The sequence below is a fragment of the Streptomyces ferrugineus genome, assembly GCF_015160855.1.
In the GTDB taxonomy this organism is placed as follows: domain Bacteria; phylum Actinomycetota; class Actinomycetes; order Streptomycetales; family Streptomycetaceae; genus Streptomyces; species Streptomyces ferrugineus.
The window spans coordinates 4366358-4388289 of sequence record NZ_CP063373.1; the positions used below are offsets into that span (position 1 = coordinate 4366358).

Below are 21932 nucleotides of genomic sequence, written 5' to 3' on the forward strand. Positions count from 1 at the left end.
GCGGTGACGCACGGATCTATCCTCTGCCTGAACGTCGTCCGTACCGGAGGAGGGCCGGGGCGGGTATGCGACAGACCGCACGCCATGACGTCGTCTTCGTCGCCGGCACCGCCGGAGAGCATGAACTGACCTGGTCGCAGAAGGCCCATGAACGCGAAGGATGCCACCCCCATCTCCACGGACCCCGCAACAGGAACGTACGGATGGGGCGGGCACTGGACGGCCGGCCCGACATGTCCGCGGTGCTGCATGCCTTCGCCGCGGTCATGGCTCACTTCGAGGCGCTGCGCACGCTCTACCCACGTGACGCCGACGGGCACCCGCGCGCGGTCGTCGTGGCTTCCGGAGTGCTCCGGATCGACGAATACGCCTCCGACGCCCCGCCGACCTACGACGAGCTGAGCGCCTTCACGCTCCGACTGGCCGAGCCCGGATTCGCCCCGGACGACCTGCCGTTGCGGGCCGCCGTCATCACCGTGGACGGCAGACCCATCCACATCGCGCTGTCCTTGCACCACTTCTCGTCGGACACGACGAGCGCCCGAATCGCGGCCGAACACATAGCCCGACTGGCCGCCGATCCGGGCGCCGACCTCGGCTCGGGGTGGCAGCCGCGCCAGATCGCGAGCTTCGAAGCCAGTCCCTCGGGGCGACGGCACGCCCATCGTGTCGACACCCATGACCGGGCCATGCTCCGTCGGTCCGCCATGCCCGAACTCCAGGCGCCCTCGGGCCACAGGGCCGCCGTCTACGACTTCGTATGCCTCGACTCCGCGGCGGTCGCCCTCGCGGCGGCCGGTCTGGCGAAGCAGTACCGGACATCCGCCGCCGCCGTCCTGCAAGCCGCATACGCGTGCACGCTCGCCGAGCACCTCGGCATCGGCACCTGCGTGTTCAACACCGTGATGCCCAACCGGCACACCACCTCCGCCCGCGAGGCGGTGGCCCATATCGCCGGCAGGGCCCTCGTCCCGGTCGACACGTCCCTGGGCGGCGACCGGTTCCCGGCGCTGTGCCGAGCCGTCGACGCGGCACTCGTCAGATCCTCCTCCGTCAGCCTGCGAGAGCCCGACCGCTACGCCAGATCCCTGGACGAGGTCTCCGCCGAACTGGGCCGCTCCGCCCACAACCCGTACGTGGTCAACATCCGCCCCATAGCGCCCCGCACGCTGATCCGGGCTCGCGCGGACAGGGCACCGCAGGACCTCGACCGAGCCATGGCATCCAGCCGTTACCGACGATTCCCCAAACCCGTCGACGCGTACTCCGGAAACCTCTCCTTCGATGTGTGGGGCATGTCCGAGACGGCCGGAATCAGTCTCGGGACGGATGCGACGTCGTTCGACGCGACGGATCTCGAACAGATCCTGCGGTCCTTCGAGAGCCGGCTGGTCGCAGCCGCGATCGGCGGTCACGCCGCAAGGAGCGGCTCCTTCGCCGACGCATAGAGCGCGGCGGAGCGCGGACGGTCGGCGTCGAGGTCACTCACGACGCCGGGTGTGCCGCCTGATGCGAGCGGCCTGCCTCTCTGACTGAGCATTTGGTGCCGTTTTTCCGTACGGGCGGACATTCGCGCCGATGTGAACCGGGACGGCGCGGTCGACGTCACCGGGGATCTGGATGTCGCGGGCAAGGCGGCGTGGAACAGCGGGCGAGGTGCGATCTTCCTGCCCAACCTGACGCCCCTTGCCCTGTCGATCCGTACGGCGATTTCCACACCCGTCATCCGGAGCGTGGGCCCCGGCGGCGGGCTCTCGCTGCGGCCCCAGCTGACACGTGATCACGACTTGGTGCCGCGCACCGTCGACGGGCGGGGCGGTGCTGCGGAGGCGTAGGGGAATACGCCGCCGCAGCGCTCGCATGTCCCGAGGATCAGAGGGCCGTGAAGGTCCACATCAGGTTGGTGCTGGCGCCATCGGCCCACTGCTTGGTGACGGAGCCCGAGGAGACGTCGCCGCCGCCGTCGAGGACCAGGCCGGTGGTGCGGTTGGCGATCGAGTAGCTGTCGCCGCCGCGGTGGGTGATCTTCCACTGCTGGTTGGTGCCGCCGTTCCAGGCGGCCTGTCGGGCCGGAGAGCCGTTGTCGGTGGCGCCCCAGCCGTCGGCGACCATGCCGTTCGTGCGGTTGACCAGCCGGTAGTAGCCGCCTGAGACCGGCTCCGCGTGCCACTGCAGGTTGCTGCTGCCGTCCCAGGTCCACTGCTTGAGGTTGGACCCGGAGGCGACGTTGCCGCCGCTGTCCAGGGCGAGGCTGTTGGTGACGTTGCTGATCCGGAAGTACGTCGCCGGGTTGAACCGGACCCTCAGCGAGGTGATCCGGTCGTTGTTGCCGGTGACCCTGAGGTCGGGGTTGTCGGCGGTGAAGGTCCAGGAAGTGCCGGTGAAGTTGTCTCCGGAGTAGCCGATCACCTGGTAGCCGGGGGCCGGCCGGAGGGAGGAGAGAGTGGCCGCGCCCAGTCCGAGCGCGGTCAGGTCGGCCGCGGTGTGGTCGCCGAGGGGCAGCAGGGCGTAGTCGCCGGTGTAGTCGACGTCCTTGAAGCCGATGGCGCCGGCGAGCGGCCGCAGGCCCGGGATCGTGCCGGAGAACGAGAGCTTCAGGACGTAGGCGTGCGCACTGTACGGCGCGGAGGAGAGCAGGGTGACCGTGAGGCCGGAGGAGTTCTGCGTCGGTGTGGGCAGGTCGATGTAGGTGCCGGCGGTGGTGCCGAGGAGCTTGACCGACGACAGCGAGGAGAGGTCGATGCGGTCCGAGCTCAGGGTCTTGATCGTCAGCGAGCTGCCCGGCCAGCCCAGGATGGTGGCGTACAGGACGTTGTCGGCCTTGTTGCGGGTGAAGCGGATGTCCTGTGGCGTGCCGGCGTGCGGGGTGGTGAAGGAGCCGCCGCCCATCTTCGTCGGGCCCTCGCCGTACGCCGTCCAGGCGCGGGTCGCGTACAACGACTCGCCGAAGCGCTTCAGGTGGTCCCCGATGCCCAGCAGGATGTCCTTCTGAGCCTGCGGGATGGTGCCGTCGGCCATCGGCGCGATGTTCAGCAGCACGTTGCCGTTCTTGCTGACCCGGTCGATGAACGAGTGCAGCATCTGCTGGATCGTGTAGTAGCCGATGCCCTGGGTGTAGCACCAACTGCTGCTGGAGATGCTGTCGTCGGTCAGCCAGTACGGGGTGGTGATGTCGGCCGGGCCGCCGCGCTCGAAGTCGAAGACCTCGCCCTTGCCGTGCATGCCGTCCTTGTACGTGGTGACGACCTCGCGGCCCCAGCTGTTGGCCTGGTTGTAGTAGTACGCCAGGAAGTTGAGGCGCTGTTGCTCGTCGACCTCGTCCAGGTTGAAGTCCTGCCACAGGATGTCGGGCTGGGCGCGGTCGACGACCTCCTTGAGCTTGTCGAACCAGAGCTGGTTCTCCGCGGTCGAACCCAGTTGCCCGTAGAGCTTTTTGAGGCTCGGGTCGGTCTGGGCGGCGACGTGCTCGTAGAAGCCGGTGAAGTTGTACGCGTGATGCATGGCCACCAGCAGCTTGAGGCCCTTCGCACGGATGGCCGTGGAGAAGAGCTTCAGCAGGTCAAGGCCCGGGCCCTTCTTCACCGAGTTCCACTCGTTGACCTGGCTGTCCCACATCGAGAAGCCGTCGTGGTGCTCGGCGACCGGGCCGGCGAACCTGGCGCCGGCGTCGACGAACAGCTGCACCCACTCGTCGGGGTCGAACTTCCCGCCGGCCGACTTCAACTTCGGCGCGAACTTCACGAAGTTGCCCGCCAGGTCCCGAGCACCGTTGATGAAGTTGTGGTACGGCCACGCCGACGGCTGGCCGTAGGTCGCGATGTGGTGCTGGTTGGCGCCGTCTCCGGGTCGGTACATGTTGCGCGGGTACCACTCGTTGCCGAAGGCGGGAACGCTGAAGACGCCCCAGTGGAAGTAGATGCCGAACTTCGCGTCCTGGAACCACTCCGGGGCCGGCGGGTGCTGGTCGACCGAGTCCCAGTCCGGTGTGTACGTACTGGGCGCCGCCTGGGCGACGTTCGCGCCGAAGAGACCTCCGGCAACGGCGGCCGCGGCAACGCAGGTTGCGCCGGCTAGGAAGTGGCGTCTGTTGATCGAACTCGACATGGAGACATCCCTGATGCAGGAGGGGACAGGGGAATGCAGGGCGCCGCTTGTTACGCATGAAGGTCCGCCATGTCTCCGTGTGATGTCAACTGGCGTACAGGGATGAAAGGCCTTCTGTGGCTTGGTAATTGGCTCCACTTGCACATCGTCTGGTGCGATTTGTGGCCATCGAAACATGGCATGTCTGTCGAGGTCTCGTGGCCGATTTGGACCGTCCACCGGCGATGAAAAATGGGATGAATCTCGCGCCTTCGCGGTGTTCGGCATTCGTCCCGGACAGTCTGAACCTGCGCGACGTACCGTCGGCCGGCGTCAACGACTGATCCTCGGCCGACTGGTCCACCGAGACCGGCTTCGTCACCGGCCCACGGATGCCCGGCCTGCAGGTCCTGGACCGCATCGGCTCCGGCGACGGATCCGCCGCCGGCCTGGTCCACGAACTGCTGGGCGTCGCCGGCCTGGAGCAGGCCCTGGCCTACGGCACCGCCCACGGCGGGCTCACCATGACCACGCCCGGAGACGTCGCCATGGATCCCGGGCTGCGGTGCGTCCGTGATCGGCAGCCTCTGCCGCGTCACCCCGGCCGACGACGCGGCAGCCGCCGTGGGCGCGGTCTGGGAAGCCGGCCTGCGGAGGCTGCTGGTGCCCAACGAAGAGCCACGACGCGGCGTCGACACCGAGGGCTTCGTCGTACGGGACGACCTGCGTCGGCAGTGGGACTTCAGCCAGGACGGCGTGCTCCGCTCCATCGAGGGCACGCTTGAGCGCACCGGCCTGGACCGCCTCGACATCGTCGACCTGACAGTCGGCTCTGGACGACGTCCTGCCCGCCGCCCGGGAACTGGGCAAGAGTGTGGTGGTGGGCGTGTTCAGCTCCGGACTCCTCTCCCGCGACCGGTCCGCCGCGGGCATGAAGTACGACTGCCAGGACGCCCCGCCTGCCCTGGTCCTCCGCGCTCGGGCGATCGCCGAGGTCTGCGAGGCGCACGGGACCGCCCTGCCCGCCGCCGCGATCACCTTGCCGCATACGCACCTCAGTATCATCAACGTCACTCTCGGACTGCGGACTGCGGAACGGGCCGGACGAAACGTGCGACTCCAGGATCAGCGCGTCCCCACGGCCTCTGGGACGATCTCCGTGCTCAGGGGCTGCTCAGGTCGGACGTGCTCGCGGGGCACGGTGGCGGGGGAGGGATGCGCGGTGTCTCTGACGGACAAGGCCATCGAGCGGATCCGTGAGCTGATCCGGACCGGTGCGCTGCCGCCCGGCTCGAAGCTCCCGCCGGAGCCGGACCTGGCCGCCCAGCTGGGACTGTCCCGCAACCTCGCCCGGGAAGCGGTCAAGGCACTGGCCGTCGCGCGGGTCCTGGAGGTCCGGCGGGGCGACGGCACCTATGTGACCAGCCTGCAGCCGAGCCTGCTCCTGGAGGGACTCGGGGGCGCGGTGGAGCTGCTCCAAGGTGACTCGGTCGCCCTTCAGGACCTCATGGAAGTACGGCGGCTCCTCGAACCGATGGCCGCGGCCCTTGCCGCCACCCGGATCTCCGACGCCCAGCTGGCCGAAGTGAAACGGCACCTGGACGCCATGCGCGAGGCCCGCGACGACGTGGAACAGCTCAACGCCCATGACGCCGCCTTCCACCGCGCCGTCGTCTCGGCCACGGGCAACGAGACCCTCCTCACTCTCCTGGAAGGGATCTCCGGCCGCACTCTGCGCGCCCGCATCTGGCGCGGTCTGGTCGACGACAAGGCCGCCGGCCGCACCCTGGCCGAACACGAGGCGATCTTCAACGCGCTGTCCACCCGGGATGCCGCCCTCAGCCAGGCCGCCGCACTGCTGCACGTGAGCAACACCGAGCAGTGGCTGAGGGAGCACCTGCGCTCGGCCGAGCCCCTCCCCGTCCGGACGACGGAGCGGAAGTGACGAGTGGGCGCTGCCTGCTCACTGGGTGGAGAAGGTGGCGTCGGACGCGAACTCCGCCGTCCCATCGTGCCGGTGCCGGTGCCGGTGCCGGTGCCGGGGGCGGGGGCGACGTAGACGCCGTACGCCCTGTGGCCGCCGACGGTGACCGGTGCCTCGAAGGCGTTGCCCTTGCCGGACTGGTCGCCACCGGCGGATACGCCGACATGGGCGGCGTCAGGACCGGCGGCCGGACGGCCAAGCCGGCCGTGGTCTCCACCACGCTGCCCGGCTTTCGCAAAGACCGTGGAGATGGCCGCTTCCTCCAGCGGTCTGTCGTTCGCCGGCGTGGTGCAGGGCCGCCCGCGATCCTGGCCGAGCGCGTGGCCGGTGACCGCGGTGATGTGTTGGAAGTCCCGGTTCCGGTGCAGGAGGGGGCAGTCCCCGCAGCTTGGTCTGCTGTCGTGGGACTGCCCTCTTCCGATCGGACCTCTGCCTGTGCGGCAGGGGTGGGGGGTTAGGGGAGTGTGGTCCACTTCTGGTTGTTCTGGCCGTTGCAGGTCCACAGGATGACTGGGGTCCCGTTTGCGGTTGCGGCCCCGTTGGCGTCGAGGCACAGCCCGGCGTGGACGTTGCGGATCGACCCGTCGGCCTGCATGGTCCACTTCTGGTTGTTCTGGTTGTTGCAGGGCCAGATGATGACCGGCGTGCCGTTGGTGGTGCCCTGGTCGGAGGCGTCCAGGCACTTGTCGCCGTAGACGCGGATCTCGCCGCCTTCCCAGGTGGTCCACAGCTGGTTGGCGGCGGTGTGGCAGTCCCAGATCAGCGTCTTGGTCCCGGCCGCGGTGGAGGCACCGTCCACGTCGAGGCAGCGGCCGGATCCGGTGCCGCGCAGGCGTGCGGTGGTGGCGGCCAGGGGGCTGCCGCCGGTCACCTTGAACACGGCGACGCCGTGCGCGGGGACGCTCGCCGAGATCTGGCCGGACGTGCTCGATGTGCCGCCGGTCCACAGGTCGGTGAGGGTGAACGAGCCGCCGGACAGGCCGACTTGTGCAGCTGTCGTGGTGACGGTCGCGGTGCCCTCTCCGCGGTTGACCAGGCCCACGGCGACGGAGCCGTCGGACAGGGGCTTGGCGAACACCTCGGTGCTGCCGTCGTCGCGGACCCGGCGTCCGCCCGCGCCCAGCGAGTCCTGGTTGACCGCGAGCAGGCGCGGGTTGCGCAGGATGGCGCTGACGTCGGCGGACATGCTGCGGATGTCATTGCCGGCCATGAGCGGGGCACCCAGCAGCGCCCACAGGGCGAAGTGGGAGCGGGACTCGGTCAGGGACAGGCCGGGACGGCCGACGACCAGCATGTCGGGGTCGTTCCAGTGTCCCGGGCCCGACTGCGCGGCCAGGGGCGCGGTGACGTCCAGGACGTTGCCCACGCCCATCGGGTAGCTGTTGGTGTTGTTGTTCTGCCAGATGTCGAGCAGGTCCTCGGTCGTCCGCCACAGGTCGGCGACCACACCCCAGTTGAACTTGTCGCCGGTGGGGGCGTGGAAGCTGTTCGGGTTGATGCTGTAGACGATCGGGCGGCCGGTGGCGCGCAGGGCGTCACGCATGATGGTGAACTGTGCGATCTGTTCGCTGAGGGTGCCGCTGCCGGAGCACCAGTCGTACTTGAGGTAGTCCACGCCCCATGAGGCGAACGTGGTGGCGTCCTGGGCCTCGTGGCCCTTGCTGCCGGTGGAGCCGGGGTAGGTGCCCACCCCCTGGGCGCACGTTTTCTCGTTGGGTGCCTGGTAGATGCCGAACTTCAGGCCCTTGCTGTGGATGTAGTCCCCGAGCGCCTTCATGCCGCTCGGGAACTTGGTCGGGTTGGCCCGGAGGTTGCCCTGCGCGTCGCGCTGCGGGTCGAACCAGCAGTCGTCGACGACGACGTACTGGTAGCCCGCGTCCTTCATACCCGAGGACACCATCGCGTCGGCGGCCTGGCGGACCTGCGCCTCGGTGATCCCGCAGCCGAAGCTGTTCCAGCTGTTCCAGCCCAGCGGCGGGGTCAGCGCGGGGCTGCCCGGTGCGGCCTCGGCGGTCGTTCCGGCGGAGGCGGTGACGCAGGCGGTGAGGGTCAGTGCGGTGGCTGCGAGGAGACGCAGCAGTCGTCTGTGTACGGGAACCATGGGGGTCCTTTCCGGGAGGCGAAGCGGAAGCTGCTTTGCCTCCCTTGAGGGGCAGGGTCACGAGCTTGTGATCATTTGTGCGCGGTGCGCGGGTCAGCGCTGAAGGGTGAGCAGGCCGGGCCGGTACGGCAGTTGCTGGTAGGGCGTGTTCGGCGGGATGCCGGGGGAGTAGCCCTGGTAGAGGAACTGCAGGTTGCAGGGGTCGATGGTCATGGTCTGATCGGGGTTGCTGCGGACCAGGTCACCGTGGCTGATGTCGTTGGTCCAGGTGGCACCGCTGTTGGCCTTGCCCGCGAAGGGGCTGCTCTCGCTGCCGGCCTGGAGGGTCCACGGGCCGTTCAGGCTGGAGGCGGTGAACGAGCGGAAGTAGCGGCCGCCCGCGCCCTTCGCCTCAACGATCATGAGGTACTGGTTCTGGCCCTGGACCTTGTAGACCTCCGGCGCCTCGAACAGCTTGTCCTCCGTGTCGCTCATGACCGTCGTGTACGACGAGCCGAAGCTGCTCGGGAAGTTCCCGATCGGCATGGTCGACTTGAAGATGCTGCCCTTGTCATTGGCGAAGAACAGGTACATGTTCTGGTCGTCGGCGATCATGGTCGGGTCGATCGGGCCGCCTGTGGGGAGGCTGCCGGTGAACAGCTCCTGCGGCGCGGACCAGCCGTTGGGGTTGGTGGGGTCGCTGGACGTGCGGTAGGTGAAGGGCCAGGCGGTACCCCACCCATTGGAGACCAGCACCCAGATGTTCTTGGGCGCGAAGTAGAACAGTTTGGGCGCCACCGCGGCCCCGCTGATCCCGCTCTGGCCGGCCGTCGCCATGTCCGACCAGTTCGTGAAGGGACGGAACGTCATCGCGCCCCACGACGACCCGTTCGAGGTGGTCGCGTAGACCAGGTGCCGGCCGTTGTACGTCACGGTGGTGAAGTCCTTCAGCGCGACCCAGCCGTTCGCCGGCTGCGCCAGCGGACCCGTCGAGGTCCACCGGTACGTCGACGGAAGAGCACATGTGCCGCCCGGCGGCGCGGACAGGCCGGTCCACTTCTGGTTGCTGCCGCCGTTGCAGTTCCAGAGCTGCACCGCAGTCCCGTTGGCCGTGGCGCCGCCGCTGACGTCCAGGCACAGCCCGGACTCCACGGCGACGATCGTGCCGTCGGCGTTCACCCGCCACTGCTGGTTCGTGCCACCGTTGCAGGACCAGATCACCGGCCGGGTGCCGGCCGTGGTGGCGTGGCCCGGGACATCCAGGCACTTGTTGCCGTACACGGTCAGCTGGTTGTTGTCCGTCAGCGTCCACTGCTGGTTGGTCCCGCCGTGGCAGTCCCAGATCTGCACGTTCGTGCCGTCGGTCTGGCTGGCGCCCGGCACATCGAGACACCGGCCGGAACCGACACCGCGCAGGGCGCCGGTGGTGGCCGCCTGAGCCGGGTTGGCGACGAGCGTCGCCGCCGACGCCACCAGGGCCGCGAGCAGCACGGACAGATGTCTGCGACGGAAAGTACGTCTGAGCACGGGGACCTCATTCCTTGGGTGAGCGGTTCCGGTCGGCCCCGTCAGGGGCTGTCCGGACTTGATGTGCTGCGACCCGACTGTGTTCGGTATTACGAACGATGGTCGAAGCGTCGGGCAGGCTGGAGGGCGGAGAACGACCAGGATCTGGTTCCGCGGCGGCCTAGTTCCTCAGGATGCGCCACCGGTTGTCGGCAGTGCCGTCGTCCGCGTCCTGGACTGCGAACGCGCCCACGGCGGTGGAGTTGTTCGCGATGGCGAGCAACTTGCCACTGTGCTCGTTGCGGATCTTGTAGGTTCCGTCTCCCTGGCCGAGCAGCGTCCACCGGTGATCGGCGGTGCCGTTGTCCGACCACTGCAGGACAGTCGCGCCGTCCGCCGTCGACATGCCCAGGACGCCGAGCACCTTGCCGCTGTGGGCGTTGCGGAAGCGGACCGCGTTTCCGTCGGCGATCATCTGCCAGTCGTGGTCGGCGGTGCCCGAGTCGTTCCACTGCAGAGCGCGGCCACCGTCGGCCGTGGACATGTTCTGGATGCCCAGCACGAGACCGCTGCCCACGTTGGCGAGACGGACGGTGCCGCTGGTGTTCCAGTAGACGGTGTAGTTGTGGCCGTGTGCGTCGTGGAACGGGCCCAGGTTGACGGTGGAGCCGTTGGCGGTGGCGGTGAAGGCGAGCGAACCGCCGCTGGTCCGTGTGATCGAGGACGTGTTCAGCGACGGGAGGGAACTGAGCGCGGAGTCACCGTAGTTGCCGGACAGGACCACTGGCCCGTAGGTGATCGCGGTGACGTTCGGATTGTCGTTGGCCGCTCGCATGATGACCCGCATGGGCAGGCGGACGGTGACCGTGTCGCCGGAGGTCCAGGCGCGGGTCAGGGTGGCGTAGCTGCCGGGGGTGGTGGTGATGTCCTGCGTGACGCCGTTGACGCTGACGGTGGCCCCGCTGGTCCACCCCGGGATGCGGACGCGCATCGCCCAGGTGCCACTGACGTTGCCGGTGACCTGCAGGGTCGTGGTGTCGCCGACGGGGTACGTCGTGGTCTGGGTGACCGTGATTCCGCGCTCCGACCAGTTGAGCACCGAGGGCACGAACAGGTTCACGATCAGCGTGTCGTCACTGCGGAAGTAGATGGAGTCCATCAGCCTGGTGTGCGTCTCCAGGCCTGTGCCCTGGCAGCACCAGAAGCTGTCGTAGTCGGTGCTCCAGGTGCCGCCGCCCCACGCCGGGCCCACACCGCGTCGGCCTCCCGGGTTGAGCGGGGTGAAGTAGGTGACGTGGCCGTGAGGGTCGGCCGGGTTCTGCTGGCCGATCATCTGGTTCAGCCACGCCCGCTCGTAGTAGTCGAACAGCGCGGCCCGGTTCGGGTCCAGCGCGAACAGTTCCCGGGTGAGGGTGAGCATGTTGAAGGTGTTGCAGCTTTCGCACGTGTCCCGGTTCAGGTAACCGGCGATGGCGTTCGGATCGCGGAAATGCTCCGCCTGGCTGTTGCCGCCGATGGCGTAGGTGTGCGAGGTGACGCAGAAGTCCCAGGCGTTGGTGGCGATGTCCCGGTAGCGACTCGTGCCGGTGGCCTTGTACTCCCGGGCGGCCCCGATCCACTTGGGTACCTGGGTGTTGGCGTGCAGTCCGCTGAGCCGGTCCTGGCCCGACGCCAGCGGGTCGAACACCGCCGCGTGGTCGAACCGCCGGGCGACGGTGAGCCACCGGGCATCGCCTGTCTGCTGGTAGAGATCGGTCAGCACCGCGTTCATGCCGCCGAACTCGGTCTGCAGCATGGTCTGCATCTGCTGGCCGCTCAGCCGGCCGGTGCGCCAGTCGACCCATCCCGCCAGGGCGAGCAGCACGTCCCGGGCCTGTGTGCTGCCGATGTGGCGCCATACGTCCAGCAGCCCGGCGAGGGTCTTGTGGATGGTGTAGTACGGCACGTTGCCGTTGGTCAGGGTCCGCTGCTCGAGAGCGGTGAAGTCGGACTCGGGGTAGCCGGAGAGGTACCCGGCGTTGAAACCGGCGGCGCTGTTGTTGGCCTGGCATTTGGCCAACTCCGCCACCATATGGGTGGCCTTGTCCCGGCAGGTGGTGTCCCCGGTCACGGCGTACAGCTGTGCCCAGGCCGTGAGGAAGTGCCCTTGGACATGGGTGCGGAACGGGAACGTCGGCGCGTCCCAGCCGCCGGTGGCAGCCGCGCCGTTGGTGGACAGCCGATGGTTGGCGCGGAAGTTGTACAGCAGCCGGTCGACATCGACGAACCGCAGGTAGCTCTGCGTACGGTCCTGGTTGTCCAGCCAGCGGCTTGCGGTGAGCCGGACCCGGCCGAGTTCGAAGGGGTGCGCCAAGGCCCCGATGTCGGCCCTTGCGGGAGGGACGGCCGCGTGGGCGGGAGATGCCCCGACGAAGGATCCGGTGGCAGAGGCGGCTGCGGTGGCCCCGGCTAATTGCAGCAGGCGCCGTCTGCTGACGGAGGAAGACATCTTGAACCTTTCGGTGAGGGGAGAGCGACTGCTTGGCCGTCGGTGCGTTCGCTCGTCGGATCTCCGTCCGGAGCCGACGGCATCGATACATGGGATGGATTAACGGACATGAACGTTGCCTGTGTCTAGTCTTGCGACACGAAAGACTGGGTTACCTGCGGGTATGCGTCCGGCTAGCATCTTGACACTGAGTCAAACATTGGAGTGCGCGAAGAAGTGTGAGGAGCGCGAGAGCCGGATAACGTGAACTCGTACTGTCGACAGGGCTCCCGCCCCGCCTGCGCCGCATCGGTCGTGCGTGCCGGAGCCGCGCGCGTGGTGGTGTAGCAGTGCTTGAGACCGTGGGACGAGGGCATCAGCAACGGTCGGGATGGTCCGCGCCGGCAACGATCCGACGCTGACCATCAATGCGGACCAACTCCCTCTGCTGACCGCCCCGGTCATCACCGAGCATCCAGGCACCCCGCCGGGCAACTCATCCGGCGGGGTGTCGGCGTTGTGCGTGGCGACCTCAGGCCATGGCCAGGACGGCGGAGACCAGCGCCCGCAGGCAGGCGCCTTCGGCCTCCTCGTCCGGCAGGGAAAGGCGCTGCATCGTCAGCCCGTCGAAGCCCGCGAGGAAGAACCTCGCGATCGTCTCGGCGGGCTGGGCGAGCTGGTGACCGGCGCGATCGGCGGCCTCGCTGATCAGCTTCGCCGTCACCGTCAGGATGCCGCCGTAGTGGCTGTGCAACGCCTCCTGGAGATGGGGCGTGCGCAGGGCGAACAGGGAGAGCTCGGTGAGGAGCTGGTAGGACGCGGGCTGTTCGAGCACGGTGCGCCACAGCGCCTCGGCGAGCGTGACGATCGTGTCCTCGAAGCTCGCGTCCGTGGGCGCGGCCTGCTCCACCTGGGCGACCAGGTCCTGGGTGAGCTGCTCCATGACGGCCCGGTACAGCTCCTCCTTCGTGCCGAAGGTGTAGTGCACGGTCGCCTGGGCCACACCGAGCTCGGCGGCGATGGCGCGGGTGCTGCCGGCGGCGACGCCCTCCCTGCTCATCAGTTCGATGGCCGCCTTGATCAGTTGTGGGCGGCGCTCCGCCGCGGATACATGAGCCATGCCGGCATTCTACGCGACTCAGTCTGTCGAACAGGTCGCTCGACAAGAAACCCTGGGAATCGGTTCCGTCGATTGACTGTGTCGACCAACACAATCGACCGACATTGTCGAGTGACAAGGTCGCCTGTATGTTTCTGGCCAGCGACAGCCTGCGCCGAATGAAAGGCAAGCTCATGACTCACGAGACCGTGCGCGGAACCGAGCCGATCCCCCAGCGGCCCGCCCTGCCCTTGGTCGGCCACGCCTTCGACATCCCCAGTGGCGCCGACGGCCTGCTCTACGTGATGAAGGAGGCCAAGGAGCTGGGGCCGCTGTTCAAGCTCCGTGTCTTCGGCAACGAGATCAACTTCGCCTCCGGCCTCGACCTGGTCACCGAGCTGGCCGACGAGAGCCGGTTCCGCAAGAACGTGCACCCGGACCTCGTGGTCCTCCGGGAGATCGGTGGCGACGGGCTCTTCACCGCGTTCAACGACGAGCCCAACTGGCGCAAGGCGCACGACATCCTGATGCCGGCCTTCTCGCTCGGCGCGATGCGCGGCTACCACGCGACGATGCTCGAAGTGGCCCGGGAGCTGATCGGCAAGTGGGACCGGGCGGTCGGCACGGAGCCCGTGGACGTGGCCGGCGACATGACGCGGCTGACCTTCGACACGATCGGTCTGTGCGGTTTCGGCTACGACTTCGAGTCGTTCAGCCGGGAGGAGCCACATCCCTTCGTCACCGCCCTCTCGCGAGCGCTCGGCTTCGCCCAGGCCAAGGGGGAGTCCATCCCCGGCACGGAACTGTTCAAGTGGAAGCAGGCCGAGCAGTTCCGCGCCGACGTGACCCTGATGAAGGATCTGGTCGACGACGTCATCCGTGAGCGCCGGGCCTCCGGAGACCCGAGCACCGACGACCTGCTCGGGCGCATGCTGCACACGCGGGACGCGGTCACGGGCGAGCCCCTGGACGATGTCAACATCCGCTACCAGGTGATCACGTTCCTCATCGCCGGTCACGAGACCACCAGCGGGGCGCTGTCGTTCGCCCTGTACTACCTGACCAAGCATCCCGAGGTGCTGGCCCGCGCCCAGGCCGAGGTCGACGCGCTGTGGGGCGACTCGGACGCTCCCGAGCCGGACTACGGGGACATCGGCAAGCTGACGTACGTCCGCCAGGTGCTCAACGAGGGCCTGCGGCTGTGGCCGACGGCCCCCGCGTACGCCGTGGAGCCGCTGGAGGACACCGTCATCGGCGGGAAGTACGCCGTGGGCAAGGGCGAGTCGATCCAGATCCTCATCCCGCAGCTGCACCGCGACCCCGCCTGGGGCGAGAACGTGGAGCTGTTCGACCCCGACCGGTTCCTGCCCGAGCGGGAGGACGAGCGCCCGGTCCACCTGTTCAAGCCGTTCGGCAGCGGCGAACGCGCCTGCATCGGCCGCCAGTTCGCGCTGCACGAGGCGACACTGGTCCTCGCGCTGGTGATCCACCGCTACCGCCTGATCGACCACACCGACTATCAGCTGAAGATCAAGCAGTCCCTCACCCTCAAGCCGGACGAGTTCACGCTGAACCTGGCCCGGCGCACCAGCGGGGAGCGCCGCCTGCCCACCGCCGCGGCCGTCGCCGTGAGCAGCGCTCCCGCCGACCAGGACCGGCCCGCCGTCCGGCGCGCCACCGGCACCGCGCTGACCGTCCTGCACGGCTCCAACCTGGGCACCTGCGCGGGCATCGCCCGCGACCTGGCGGCGGACGGTGACGAGCGCGGCTTCGCCCCGTCCGTGGCTCCCCTCGACGACGCCGTGGGCAAGCTCTCCGCGGGCGACGGACCTGTGGTGATCGTGGCCGCCTCCTACAACGGCCGGCCCACCGACGACGCCACGGAATTCGTCAGCTGGCTGGAGGGCTTGGAGCCCGGCGCGCTCGACGGCCTGGAGTACGCCGTACTCGGCGTCGGCGACCGCAACTGGGCCGCCACCTACCAGCGCATCCCCACCCTCATCGACGAGCGGCTCACCGCCGCGGGCGCCACCTCACTGCTGGAGCGCGGTGCCGCGGACGCCGCCGGTGACTTCGCCGGCACGGTGGACCGGTGGACCGGCGACCTGTGGACGGCCCTGCTGGAGCGGTACGGAGCCGCCGCGGGAGCGGAAGAGGCGGAGCCCGCCGCCGACCAGGAGACGGGACTGTATGAGCTGGAGGACGCGACCGACTCGGTCATCGGCGGGCTCGCGGCACGGCACGGCGTGCAGCCGATGGAGGTGCTCGACGCGTACGAACTGGTCGACATGGAAAACGGGTTGGGCCGCTCCAAGCGATTCCTGAGGCTGCGGCTGCCCGACGGCGTCACCTACCGCACCGGCGACCACATCGCCGTACTCCCGAGGAACCCGGCCGACCTCGTGCGCCGGGTGGCCGACCGCTTCGGCCTCGATCTGGACCGCACCGTCCGGCTCCGGGCCCGTCGCCGCAGCCGGGGCGCCCTGCCCGTCGACCGGCCGCTGACCCTGCAGCGCCTCCTCACCGACTTCGTCGAACTGCAGGACCCCGCCACCCAGGAGCAGGTCGCCGTGCTCGCCGAGCACACCGCCTGCCCGCCCGAGAAGCGGCCCCTGGCCGAACTCGCGGCGCTGGACCCGGAGACCTTCCGCGAGCAGGTCACCGCCGCCGGACGCAGCGTCCTGGACCTGCTGGAGCGCTACCGCGCCTGCGAGCTGCCGTTCGAGGTCTTCCTGGAGCTGCTGCCCGTCCTGCGCCCGCGCCACTACTCGATCTCCTCGTCCGCCGAGGCCTCTCCCGGCGAAGTCGACCTGATGGTGTCGCTGCTCACCGCGCCCCACCGCTCCGGCGAGGGCACGTTCCACGGCATCGCCTCGCACTACCTCCAGACCGTGCACGCCGGCGACACCCTCCAGGCCAGGGTGCTGCCCTGCAGCGAGGCCTTCCGCCTGCCCCAGGACGAGTCGGTGCCGGTGATCCTGGTCAGCGCGGGCACCGGTCTGGCGCCCTTCCGAGGCGCGGTCCTCGACCGCCACCACACCAGGTCGACCGGCACCCTGCTGTGCTACTTCGGCTGCGACCACCCCGACGTCGACTACCTCCACCGCGCGGAATTCGAGGCGGCCGAGGCAGCCGGAGCCGTCAGCATGCGGCCCACCTTCTCCTGCGCCCCCGAGGACGGCGCCCGCTTCGTCCAGGACCGCATCGCCAAGGAGAGCGACGAGGTCTGGGCGCTACTGGAGGCCGGCGGACGCGTCTACATCTGCGGCGACGGCCGCCGCATGGCCCCGGCGGTGCGGGAGGCGTTCATGAAGATCTACCGCGACCGCACGGGCAGCGGTGATGACGAGGCGAGCGCCTGGCTGAGCGCCTTGATCGAGTCCGGCCACTACGTGGAAGACGTCTGGGCCGGCTGACCACCCAGGGCGCGGTGGCCGACGTCACCGCACTCCGCCGAGCCCGCCGACCGACAGGGCCACGGACGCCCCCTCCCCCCACGTCCGTGGCCCTGTCTCCTTCGCAACGTGTCCCGCCCTTCCTGAACTCGTGAGGCCCTCATGCTTCTTGCACACTCGGCGCACCGCCGAGGACCAGTGACAGTCCCCAACTCCTCGCAGAGGAGCGGCCGGTGAACGCGCGCGGCGGCTCCGCCCTGACCTTCGGCGTGGCGGTCGCGCTCATCGCCGGAATCACCCTCGGCAACGGCGGAGCGAACGTGATGCCCGTCTTCGTCGACGACTTCGCGTCACGCTTCGCACTGTCGGACTCCGCCGCCGGACTCGTGGCCGCGACCCAGCTGATGGCGACGGCCATCGTCACCCTGCTGCTGGCCGAGCGGGCCGCACGGCCGGGGCGGGTGCTGATGACCCGCTTCGGCCTGGCCGTCGCGGGAGCCGGCTTCCTGGGAGCGACGGCGGCCACCGGCCCGGTGACCCTGATCCTGGCCAACCTGGTCCTCGGTGCGGGGCTCGGCGCGGTCTACGCCGCGGCCACGGCGGCGCTCGCCGCAACCGACGACGCCGACAAGGCGTCCGCGGTCACCATTTCCGGCGTGGTCGGCGTGACGGCACTGCTGATCATGGGGGTCCCCGCGGCCAACCACGACCTGGGGGAGGGCACCGGCTTCCTGCTCATGGCGCTGTGCTGTCTCGCCGCCTGGCCACTGGTACGCCGACTCCCCGACGGCCCGGCGGCTGCGGTCTCCGGAACCGCCGGTACGGGCGAGGCGGCATCGGCGAGACCGTCGGTCGTGCTGCTCCTCGGCACCGGGCTCCTGTGGGCCGTCACCCAGGGCGCATGGTCGTACGCCTCGGTCCTGGGCCGCCAGCACACCGGCATGTCCCACTCCGCCGTGTCAGCCGTCCTCGCTGTCTCCAGCGTCGTGGCGCTCGTCGGCGCGGCGGTGGGGCCCATGGCGGCGCGGCGCTTCGGACGCATGCGGTCCATGGCCGTCTTCGTCGCGGCGCAGGCCCTCGCGATGGCGGTCCTCGTCCTCACCCACGACCCCGTGCTCTTCACCGTCGCGGCCGTCCTCTGGCAGAGCTGCCAACTGGCCGTCCTGGTGCAGATGCTCGCCGCCGCGGCGCTCATCGACCCGACGGGACGCCTGGTCGCCTCCCTCAGCGGAGCGGGCGCTCTGGGCACCGGCGTCGGACCCCTGGCCGTCGGCGCCGTCCTCGACGGCGCCGGGGCCGACGTACTCGGCCTCGTCCTGGCGATCGGCACCTTCCTCGCCTCGTTGCCCCTGCTCCGGATGACGGTGGCCGGCACGAAGGCATCGGCCGGGCGCGAGCTCGCGCCCCCGTCCGCCGCCGAGAGCGCGTGAGTACTTCAGCCGCGTCCGTCAGGTGACGTCCCCGAGGGCGTGGCGGGCAGCAGCGGCCCGGCGCTGGCCGCTGCGGTCCTCTCCGTGGCCGCAGGGGTCAGTTCCCGCCGGCCGCGCGGTGCATAGGTTCCCCGAACAACGTGAGACATCCAAGGAAAGGAGCGGACTGGTGAGTGAGAACCAGTACGACACCTGTGTGATCGGTGCGGGCCCCGCGGGGCTGGCGGTCGCGAGGGCGCTGGCCGAGCGGGACCTGCCGTACACGCACATCGAACGCCACACGGGACCGGGCGGCCTGTGGGACATCGACAACCCGGGCAGCCCGATGTACGAGTCGGCCCACTTCATCTCCAGCAAGACCCTCTCCGGCTTCGGCGGCTGTCCGATGCCGGACCACTTCGCCGACTACCCGCCGCACCGGCAGATCCTGTCCTACCTGACGTCGTTCGCCGAGGCATACGGGCTCAGGGACCGGATCGAGTTCGGCACCGAGGTCCGCGGCGTGGACAAGAACCCGGACGGCACCTGGACGGTCACCCGGGGCGACGGCCGGGCCAGTACCCACCGGCAGGTCGTCGTGTGCACGGGGGCGCAGTGGCATCCCAACGTCCCCGACCTCCCCGGCGACTTCACCGGAGAGATCCGCCACACGGTGACCTATCGCAGCAGTGCCGAACTGCGGGGCAAGCGGGTGCTGGTGGTGGGTGCGGGGAACTCCGGGCTGGACATCGCCTGCGACGCGGCGCGGTCCGCGGACCACGCGGCGATCAGCATGCGCCGTGGTTACTGGTTCATACCCAAGCACCTGTTCGGCCGGCCCGTGGACACCATCGCCGCGGGCGGACCCCACCTTCCGATGTGGCTGCAGCAGAAGCTGTTCGGCGGCCTGCTGCGACTCCTCAACGGCGACCCGCGCAGGCTCGGTCTGCAAAAGCCCGACCACAAGCTGTTCGAGACCCACCCTGCCATCAACTCGCTGCTGATCCACCACCTCCAGCACGGGGACATCACGGCCAGGCCCGGCATCGCGCGCACCGAGGGCCGCACGGTGCACTTCACCGACGGCACCAGCGACGACTTCGACCTGATCCTGCTGGCCACGGGCTACGTCCACAAAGTCCCCGTGGCGCAGAAGTACTTCGGCGACGAGCAGCACCCCGACCTCTACCTGTGCTCCTTCTCCCGCGAGCACGAGGGCCTGTTCGGCGTCGGCTTCGTCGAGACCAATTCCGGGGCCTACCAGCTCTTCGACAGCCAGGCCCAGTTGATCGCGTCCTTCATCCGGGACGCGAGGGCCGGGCTGCCGACCGCCGAACGGTTCGCCCGCATGATCCGCAGCGACCGGCCGGACCTGTCCGGCGGACTGAAGTTCGTCGACTCGCCGCGCCACACCGGCTACGTCCACAGCGAAGCCTTCGTGAAGTACCTCGGCAAGGTCGCCGAGGGGATGGGCTGGCGTACCGCCGGCCTGCCGCCTCGGGCAACGTCCGTGGGTCAGGAGGCGGTGGCGTCATGACGTACGACTTCCGTGACAAGGCCATCCTGGTGACCGGCGGCGCCGGAGGCATCGGCAGCGCCCTGTGCCACCGCTTCGCCGCAGGAGGTGCCCGCGTCCTCGTGGTCGACATCGACGAGGCGCGGGCCCAGCGGACCGCCGCCGAGCTGCCCGGGAGCGGGCATGCCGGGCTGGGCTGCGACCTGCTGGACGGCGCCGCCGTGCAGCGGATGCTCGACGGCGTCGCGGTCACCCACGGCCGTATCGACGTCCTGGTGAACAACGTGGGCATGACCAGCGCGGAACGCTTCGACGAGCGCAGCGTGGCGAGCATCGAGCGGGAGATCGACGTCAACCTGGTCGCCCCGCTGGTCACGACCCGGATCGCCGTCCCGCTGCTGCGGGCCTCGGCTGACCCCCGGGTGGTCACGACCGTGTCCCTCGGCGGGATCTTCCCGCTGGGCGAGACCCCGATCTACACCGCCTCGAAGTTCGGGCTGCGCGGCGCGATGCTCGCCATCGGGCTGGACCTGCGGGGCAAGGGCATCAAGGCGGGTTCGGTGCTGCCGTCGGCGACCGACACACGGATGCTCCGTCAGGAGGCCGTCGACGGCGGGAACTCCATGCAGTTCCAGGACGCGCCGCAGCAGCCGTCCGATGTCGTCAGGGCGGTCGTGAGCCTGCTGGACAAGCCCCGCCTGGAGGCCTACGTCCGCCCCGCGGAGTCCCGGCTGGTGCGGGTCGCGATGCTGGCGCCGAACCTGCTGCCCAGGCTCTTCCCGCTGTTCCGCAAGCGGGGTGAGCGGGGCATGGCCCGCTATCTGGAGGACCTGCGCCGCCGGGGGCTGGCCCGCCAGGTCGGCGGCCGGTGGGAACTGGTGGAGGAAGCGTGAGCGGGACGGACATCATGGGCATCGAGGAGACACTCGACGTCGTCAATCCCACGACAGGTCAGCTGATCACGACCGTACCGGCGGCGAGCGAGCAGGACGTCGTGCTGGCGGCCGAGCGGGCGCACAAGGTCTTCGACAGCGGCGTCTGGGCCGGCCGGTCCCCGCGGGAGCGAGCCGCTGTGCTGCTGCGCCTGGCCGACCTCATGGAGCGCCACGCCGCCTTCCTGGCCCGGCTGGACTGCGAGGACGCGGGCAAGCCGATCACGGAGTGCCGTACGGGAGACGTGCCCGCGGCGATCGAGTCGATCCGCTGGTTCGCGGAGGCGGCCGACAAGGTCTTCGGCCGCGTCGCCCCCACCGGTCACGGGAGCCTGGGCCTGGTGAGCCGGGAACCGGTCGGGGTGGCCGCCGCGATCCTGCCCTGGAACTACCCGCTGGCCATGGCCGCCTGGAAGGTCGGCCCCGCGCTCGCCGCGGGCAACTCCCTGCTGCTCAAGCCCGCCGAGGCCACCCCGCGCTCCACCCTGCACCTGGCCGCCCTGGCGGCCGAGGCGGGCCTGCCGGACGGCGTGCTCACCGTGCTGCCCGGACACGGCGCCGTCACCGGCAGGGCGCTCGCCCGCAACCCGCTGGTGCGCGCACTGTCGTTCACCGGATCCACCGCCACCGGACGCCGTATCCTGGCCGACGCGGCGGAGACGAACTTCAAGCGGGTGTCCTTGGAGATGGGTGGCAAGAGCCCCCAGATCCTCATGCCGGACGCACTCGAGTACGGCGACGAACTCATCGACGACATGATCGAGGCCGCGTTCCTCACCATGGGGCAGAACTGCACCGCCGGCTCCCGCGTCCTGGTCCACCACAGCATCGCCGAGGACGTCCTGGACCGGTTCACCGCCGCCGCCGAAAGCCTCACCATCGGCGACCCCGCCGACGTAGGCACCCAGGTGGGGCCGCTCATCAACCGTGCCGCCTTCGACCGGGTCGCGGCGGCGGTGGACGCGGCCCGCTCCGCCGGAGCCCACATCCACACCGGCGGACTGCCGCACGGTCTGCCGCCGCGCGGTGCCTACTACCCGCCCACCGTGATCAGCCGGGCCCCAGAGGGCAGCGACGTGCTCACCAAGGAACTGTTCGGCCCTGTCGTCACCGTCCAGACCTTCACCTCGGAGGACGAGGCGGTGCGGTGGGCGAACGCCACCGAATACGGGCTCGCCGCCTCGGTGTGGACCCGCGACCTCGACGCCGCGTTCCGGCTCGCGCGGGGTGTCGAAGCCGGGGTGGTCTCCGTCAACGCGTACAGCGAAGGGGACATCACCACTCCCTTCGGCGGGTGGAAGCAGTCGGGGTTCGGCGGCGCGGAGAAGTCCACGGACGGCTTCGCGCAGTGGACCAGGGAGAAGACCGTCTGGATCCGCACGCGTTGATGTTGCTGGGGAGGCCGGGGCCCCATGGCCGGTGACTCGGTGACTCGGTGACTCGGTGACTCGGTGACTGGGT

Annotated in this window: 13 protein-coding genes and 2 pseudogenes; 10 read left to right on the forward strand and 5 right to left on the reverse strand. The window is 69.6% G+C overall.

Annotated features, from left to right (window positions below):
• The first annotated feature begins 65 nt into the window (after window positions 1-65).
• Both IM697_RS19950 and IM697_RS19955 read left to right on the forward strand, forming a co-directional pair.
• Complete coding sequence (locus IM697_RS19950; RefSeq protein ID WP_194049058.1) at window positions 66-1448, forward strand: condensation domain-containing protein; 1383 nt, start codon at window positions 66-68, stop codon at window positions 1446-1448.
• Window positions 1449-1580: 132 nt separating this feature from the next.
• Window positions 1581-1835: a hypothetical protein gene (locus IM697_RS19955; RefSeq protein ID WP_194049059.1), complete on the forward strand. Its 255-nt coding sequence runs from the start codon at window positions 1581-1583 to the stop codon at window positions 1833-1835.
• 37 nt (window positions 1836-1872) lie between these two features.
• On the opposite strand, the gene IM697_RS19960 is transcribed toward IM697_RS19955, so the two are convergent.
• Window positions 1873-4104, reverse strand: coding sequence for an alpha-L-fucosidase (locus tag IM697_RS19960; protein ID WP_194049060.1), 2232 nt, complete (start codon window positions 4102-4104; stop codon window positions 1873-1875).
• Window positions 4105-4391: 287 nt separating this feature from the next.
• Here IM697_RS19960 and IM697_RS45905 point away from each other — a divergent pair.
• From IM697_RS45905 to IM697_RS19965, 3 genes and pseudogenes are all read left to right on the forward strand, one after another.
• Window positions 4392-4634 (forward strand): annotated as a pseudogene (locus IM697_RS45905) (PfkB family carbohydrate kinase); the annotation flags it as partial.
• A 1-nt stretch (window position 4635) separates the two neighbouring features.
• A pseudogene (locus IM697_RS44670) lies at window positions 4636-5315 on the forward strand (aldo-keto reductase family protein).
• On the forward strand, window positions 5306-6028 hold the full coding sequence (locus IM697_RS19965; RefSeq protein WP_194049061.1) for a FadR/GntR family transcriptional regulator: 723 nt from the start codon (window positions 5306-5308) through the stop codon (window positions 6026-6028). Before IM697_RS44670 ends, IM697_RS19965 begins: the two are co-directional and overlap by 10 nt.
• 493 nt (window positions 6029-6521) lie before the next feature.
• Here IM697_RS19965 and IM697_RS19970 read toward each other — a convergent pair whose 3' ends face one another.
• The 4 genes from IM697_RS19970 to IM697_RS19985 all read right to left on the reverse strand — a co-directional run bounded on the left by IM697_RS19970 (window position 6522) and on the right by IM697_RS19985 (window position 13240).
• Window positions 6522-8168: a glycoside hydrolase family 27 protein gene (locus tag IM697_RS19970; protein ID WP_194049062.1), complete on the reverse strand. Its 1647-nt coding sequence runs from the start codon at window positions 8166-8168 to the stop codon at window positions 6522-6524.
• A gap of 93 nt (window positions 8169-8261) precedes the next feature.
• Complete coding sequence (locus tag IM697_RS19975) at window positions 8262-9674, reverse strand: non-reducing end alpha-L-arabinofuranosidase family hydrolase (protein ID WP_194049063.1); 1413 nt, start codon at window positions 9672-9674, stop codon at window positions 8262-8264.
• A gap of 160 nt (window positions 9675-9834) precedes the next feature.
• A complete protein-coding gene (locus IM697_RS19980) occupies window positions 9835-12141 on the reverse strand; it encodes a beta-L-arabinofuranosidase domain-containing protein (RefSeq protein ID WP_194049064.1) in 2307 nt (768 codons plus the stop codon).
• A 511-nt stretch (window positions 12142-12652) separates the two neighbouring features.
• The gene (locus IM697_RS19985) at window positions 12653-13240 is read right to left on the reverse strand and encodes a TetR/AcrR family transcriptional regulator (protein ID WP_194049065.1); all 588 of its coding nucleotides are present in this window, start codon (window positions 13238-13240) and stop codon (window positions 12653-12655) included.
• Between the two features lie 173 nt (window positions 13241-13413).
• Between IM697_RS19985 and IM697_RS19990 the strand changes: the two genes are divergently transcribed.
• The 5 genes from IM697_RS19990 to IM697_RS20010 all read left to right on the forward strand — a co-directional run bounded on the left by IM697_RS19990 (window position 13414) and on the right by IM697_RS20010 (window position 21859).
• Window positions 13414-16635, forward strand: a complete 3222-nt coding sequence (locus IM697_RS19990) for a bifunctional cytochrome P450/NADPH--P450 reductase (RefSeq protein WP_194049066.1) — start codon at window positions 13414-13416, stop codon at window positions 16633-16635.
• A gap of 212 nt (window positions 16636-16847) precedes the next feature.
• Window positions 16848-18044, forward strand: coding sequence for an MFS transporter (locus IM697_RS19995; RefSeq protein ID WP_194049067.1), 1197 nt, complete (start codon window positions 16848-16850; stop codon window positions 18042-18044).
• 169 nt (window positions 18045-18213) lie between these two features.
• On the forward strand, window positions 18214-19560 hold the full coding sequence (locus IM697_RS20000) for a flavin-containing monooxygenase (protein ID WP_194049068.1): 1347 nt from the start codon (window positions 18214-18216) through the stop codon (window positions 19558-19560).
• Window positions 19557-20432, forward strand: a complete 876-nt coding sequence (locus IM697_RS20005) for an SDR family NAD(P)-dependent oxidoreductase (RefSeq protein ID WP_194049069.1) — start codon at window positions 19557-19559, stop codon at window positions 20430-20432. Before IM697_RS20000 ends, IM697_RS20005 begins: the two co-directional genes overlap by 4 nt.
• Window positions 20433-20446: 14 nt before the next feature.
• Window positions 20447-21859 carry an aldehyde dehydrogenase family protein gene (locus IM697_RS20010; protein ID WP_194049781.1) on the forward strand — a complete coding sequence of 471 codons (1413 nt, stop codon included), beginning with the start codon at window positions 20447-20449 and terminating at the stop codon, window positions 21857-21859.
• Window positions 21860-21932: the final 73 nt, after the last annotated feature.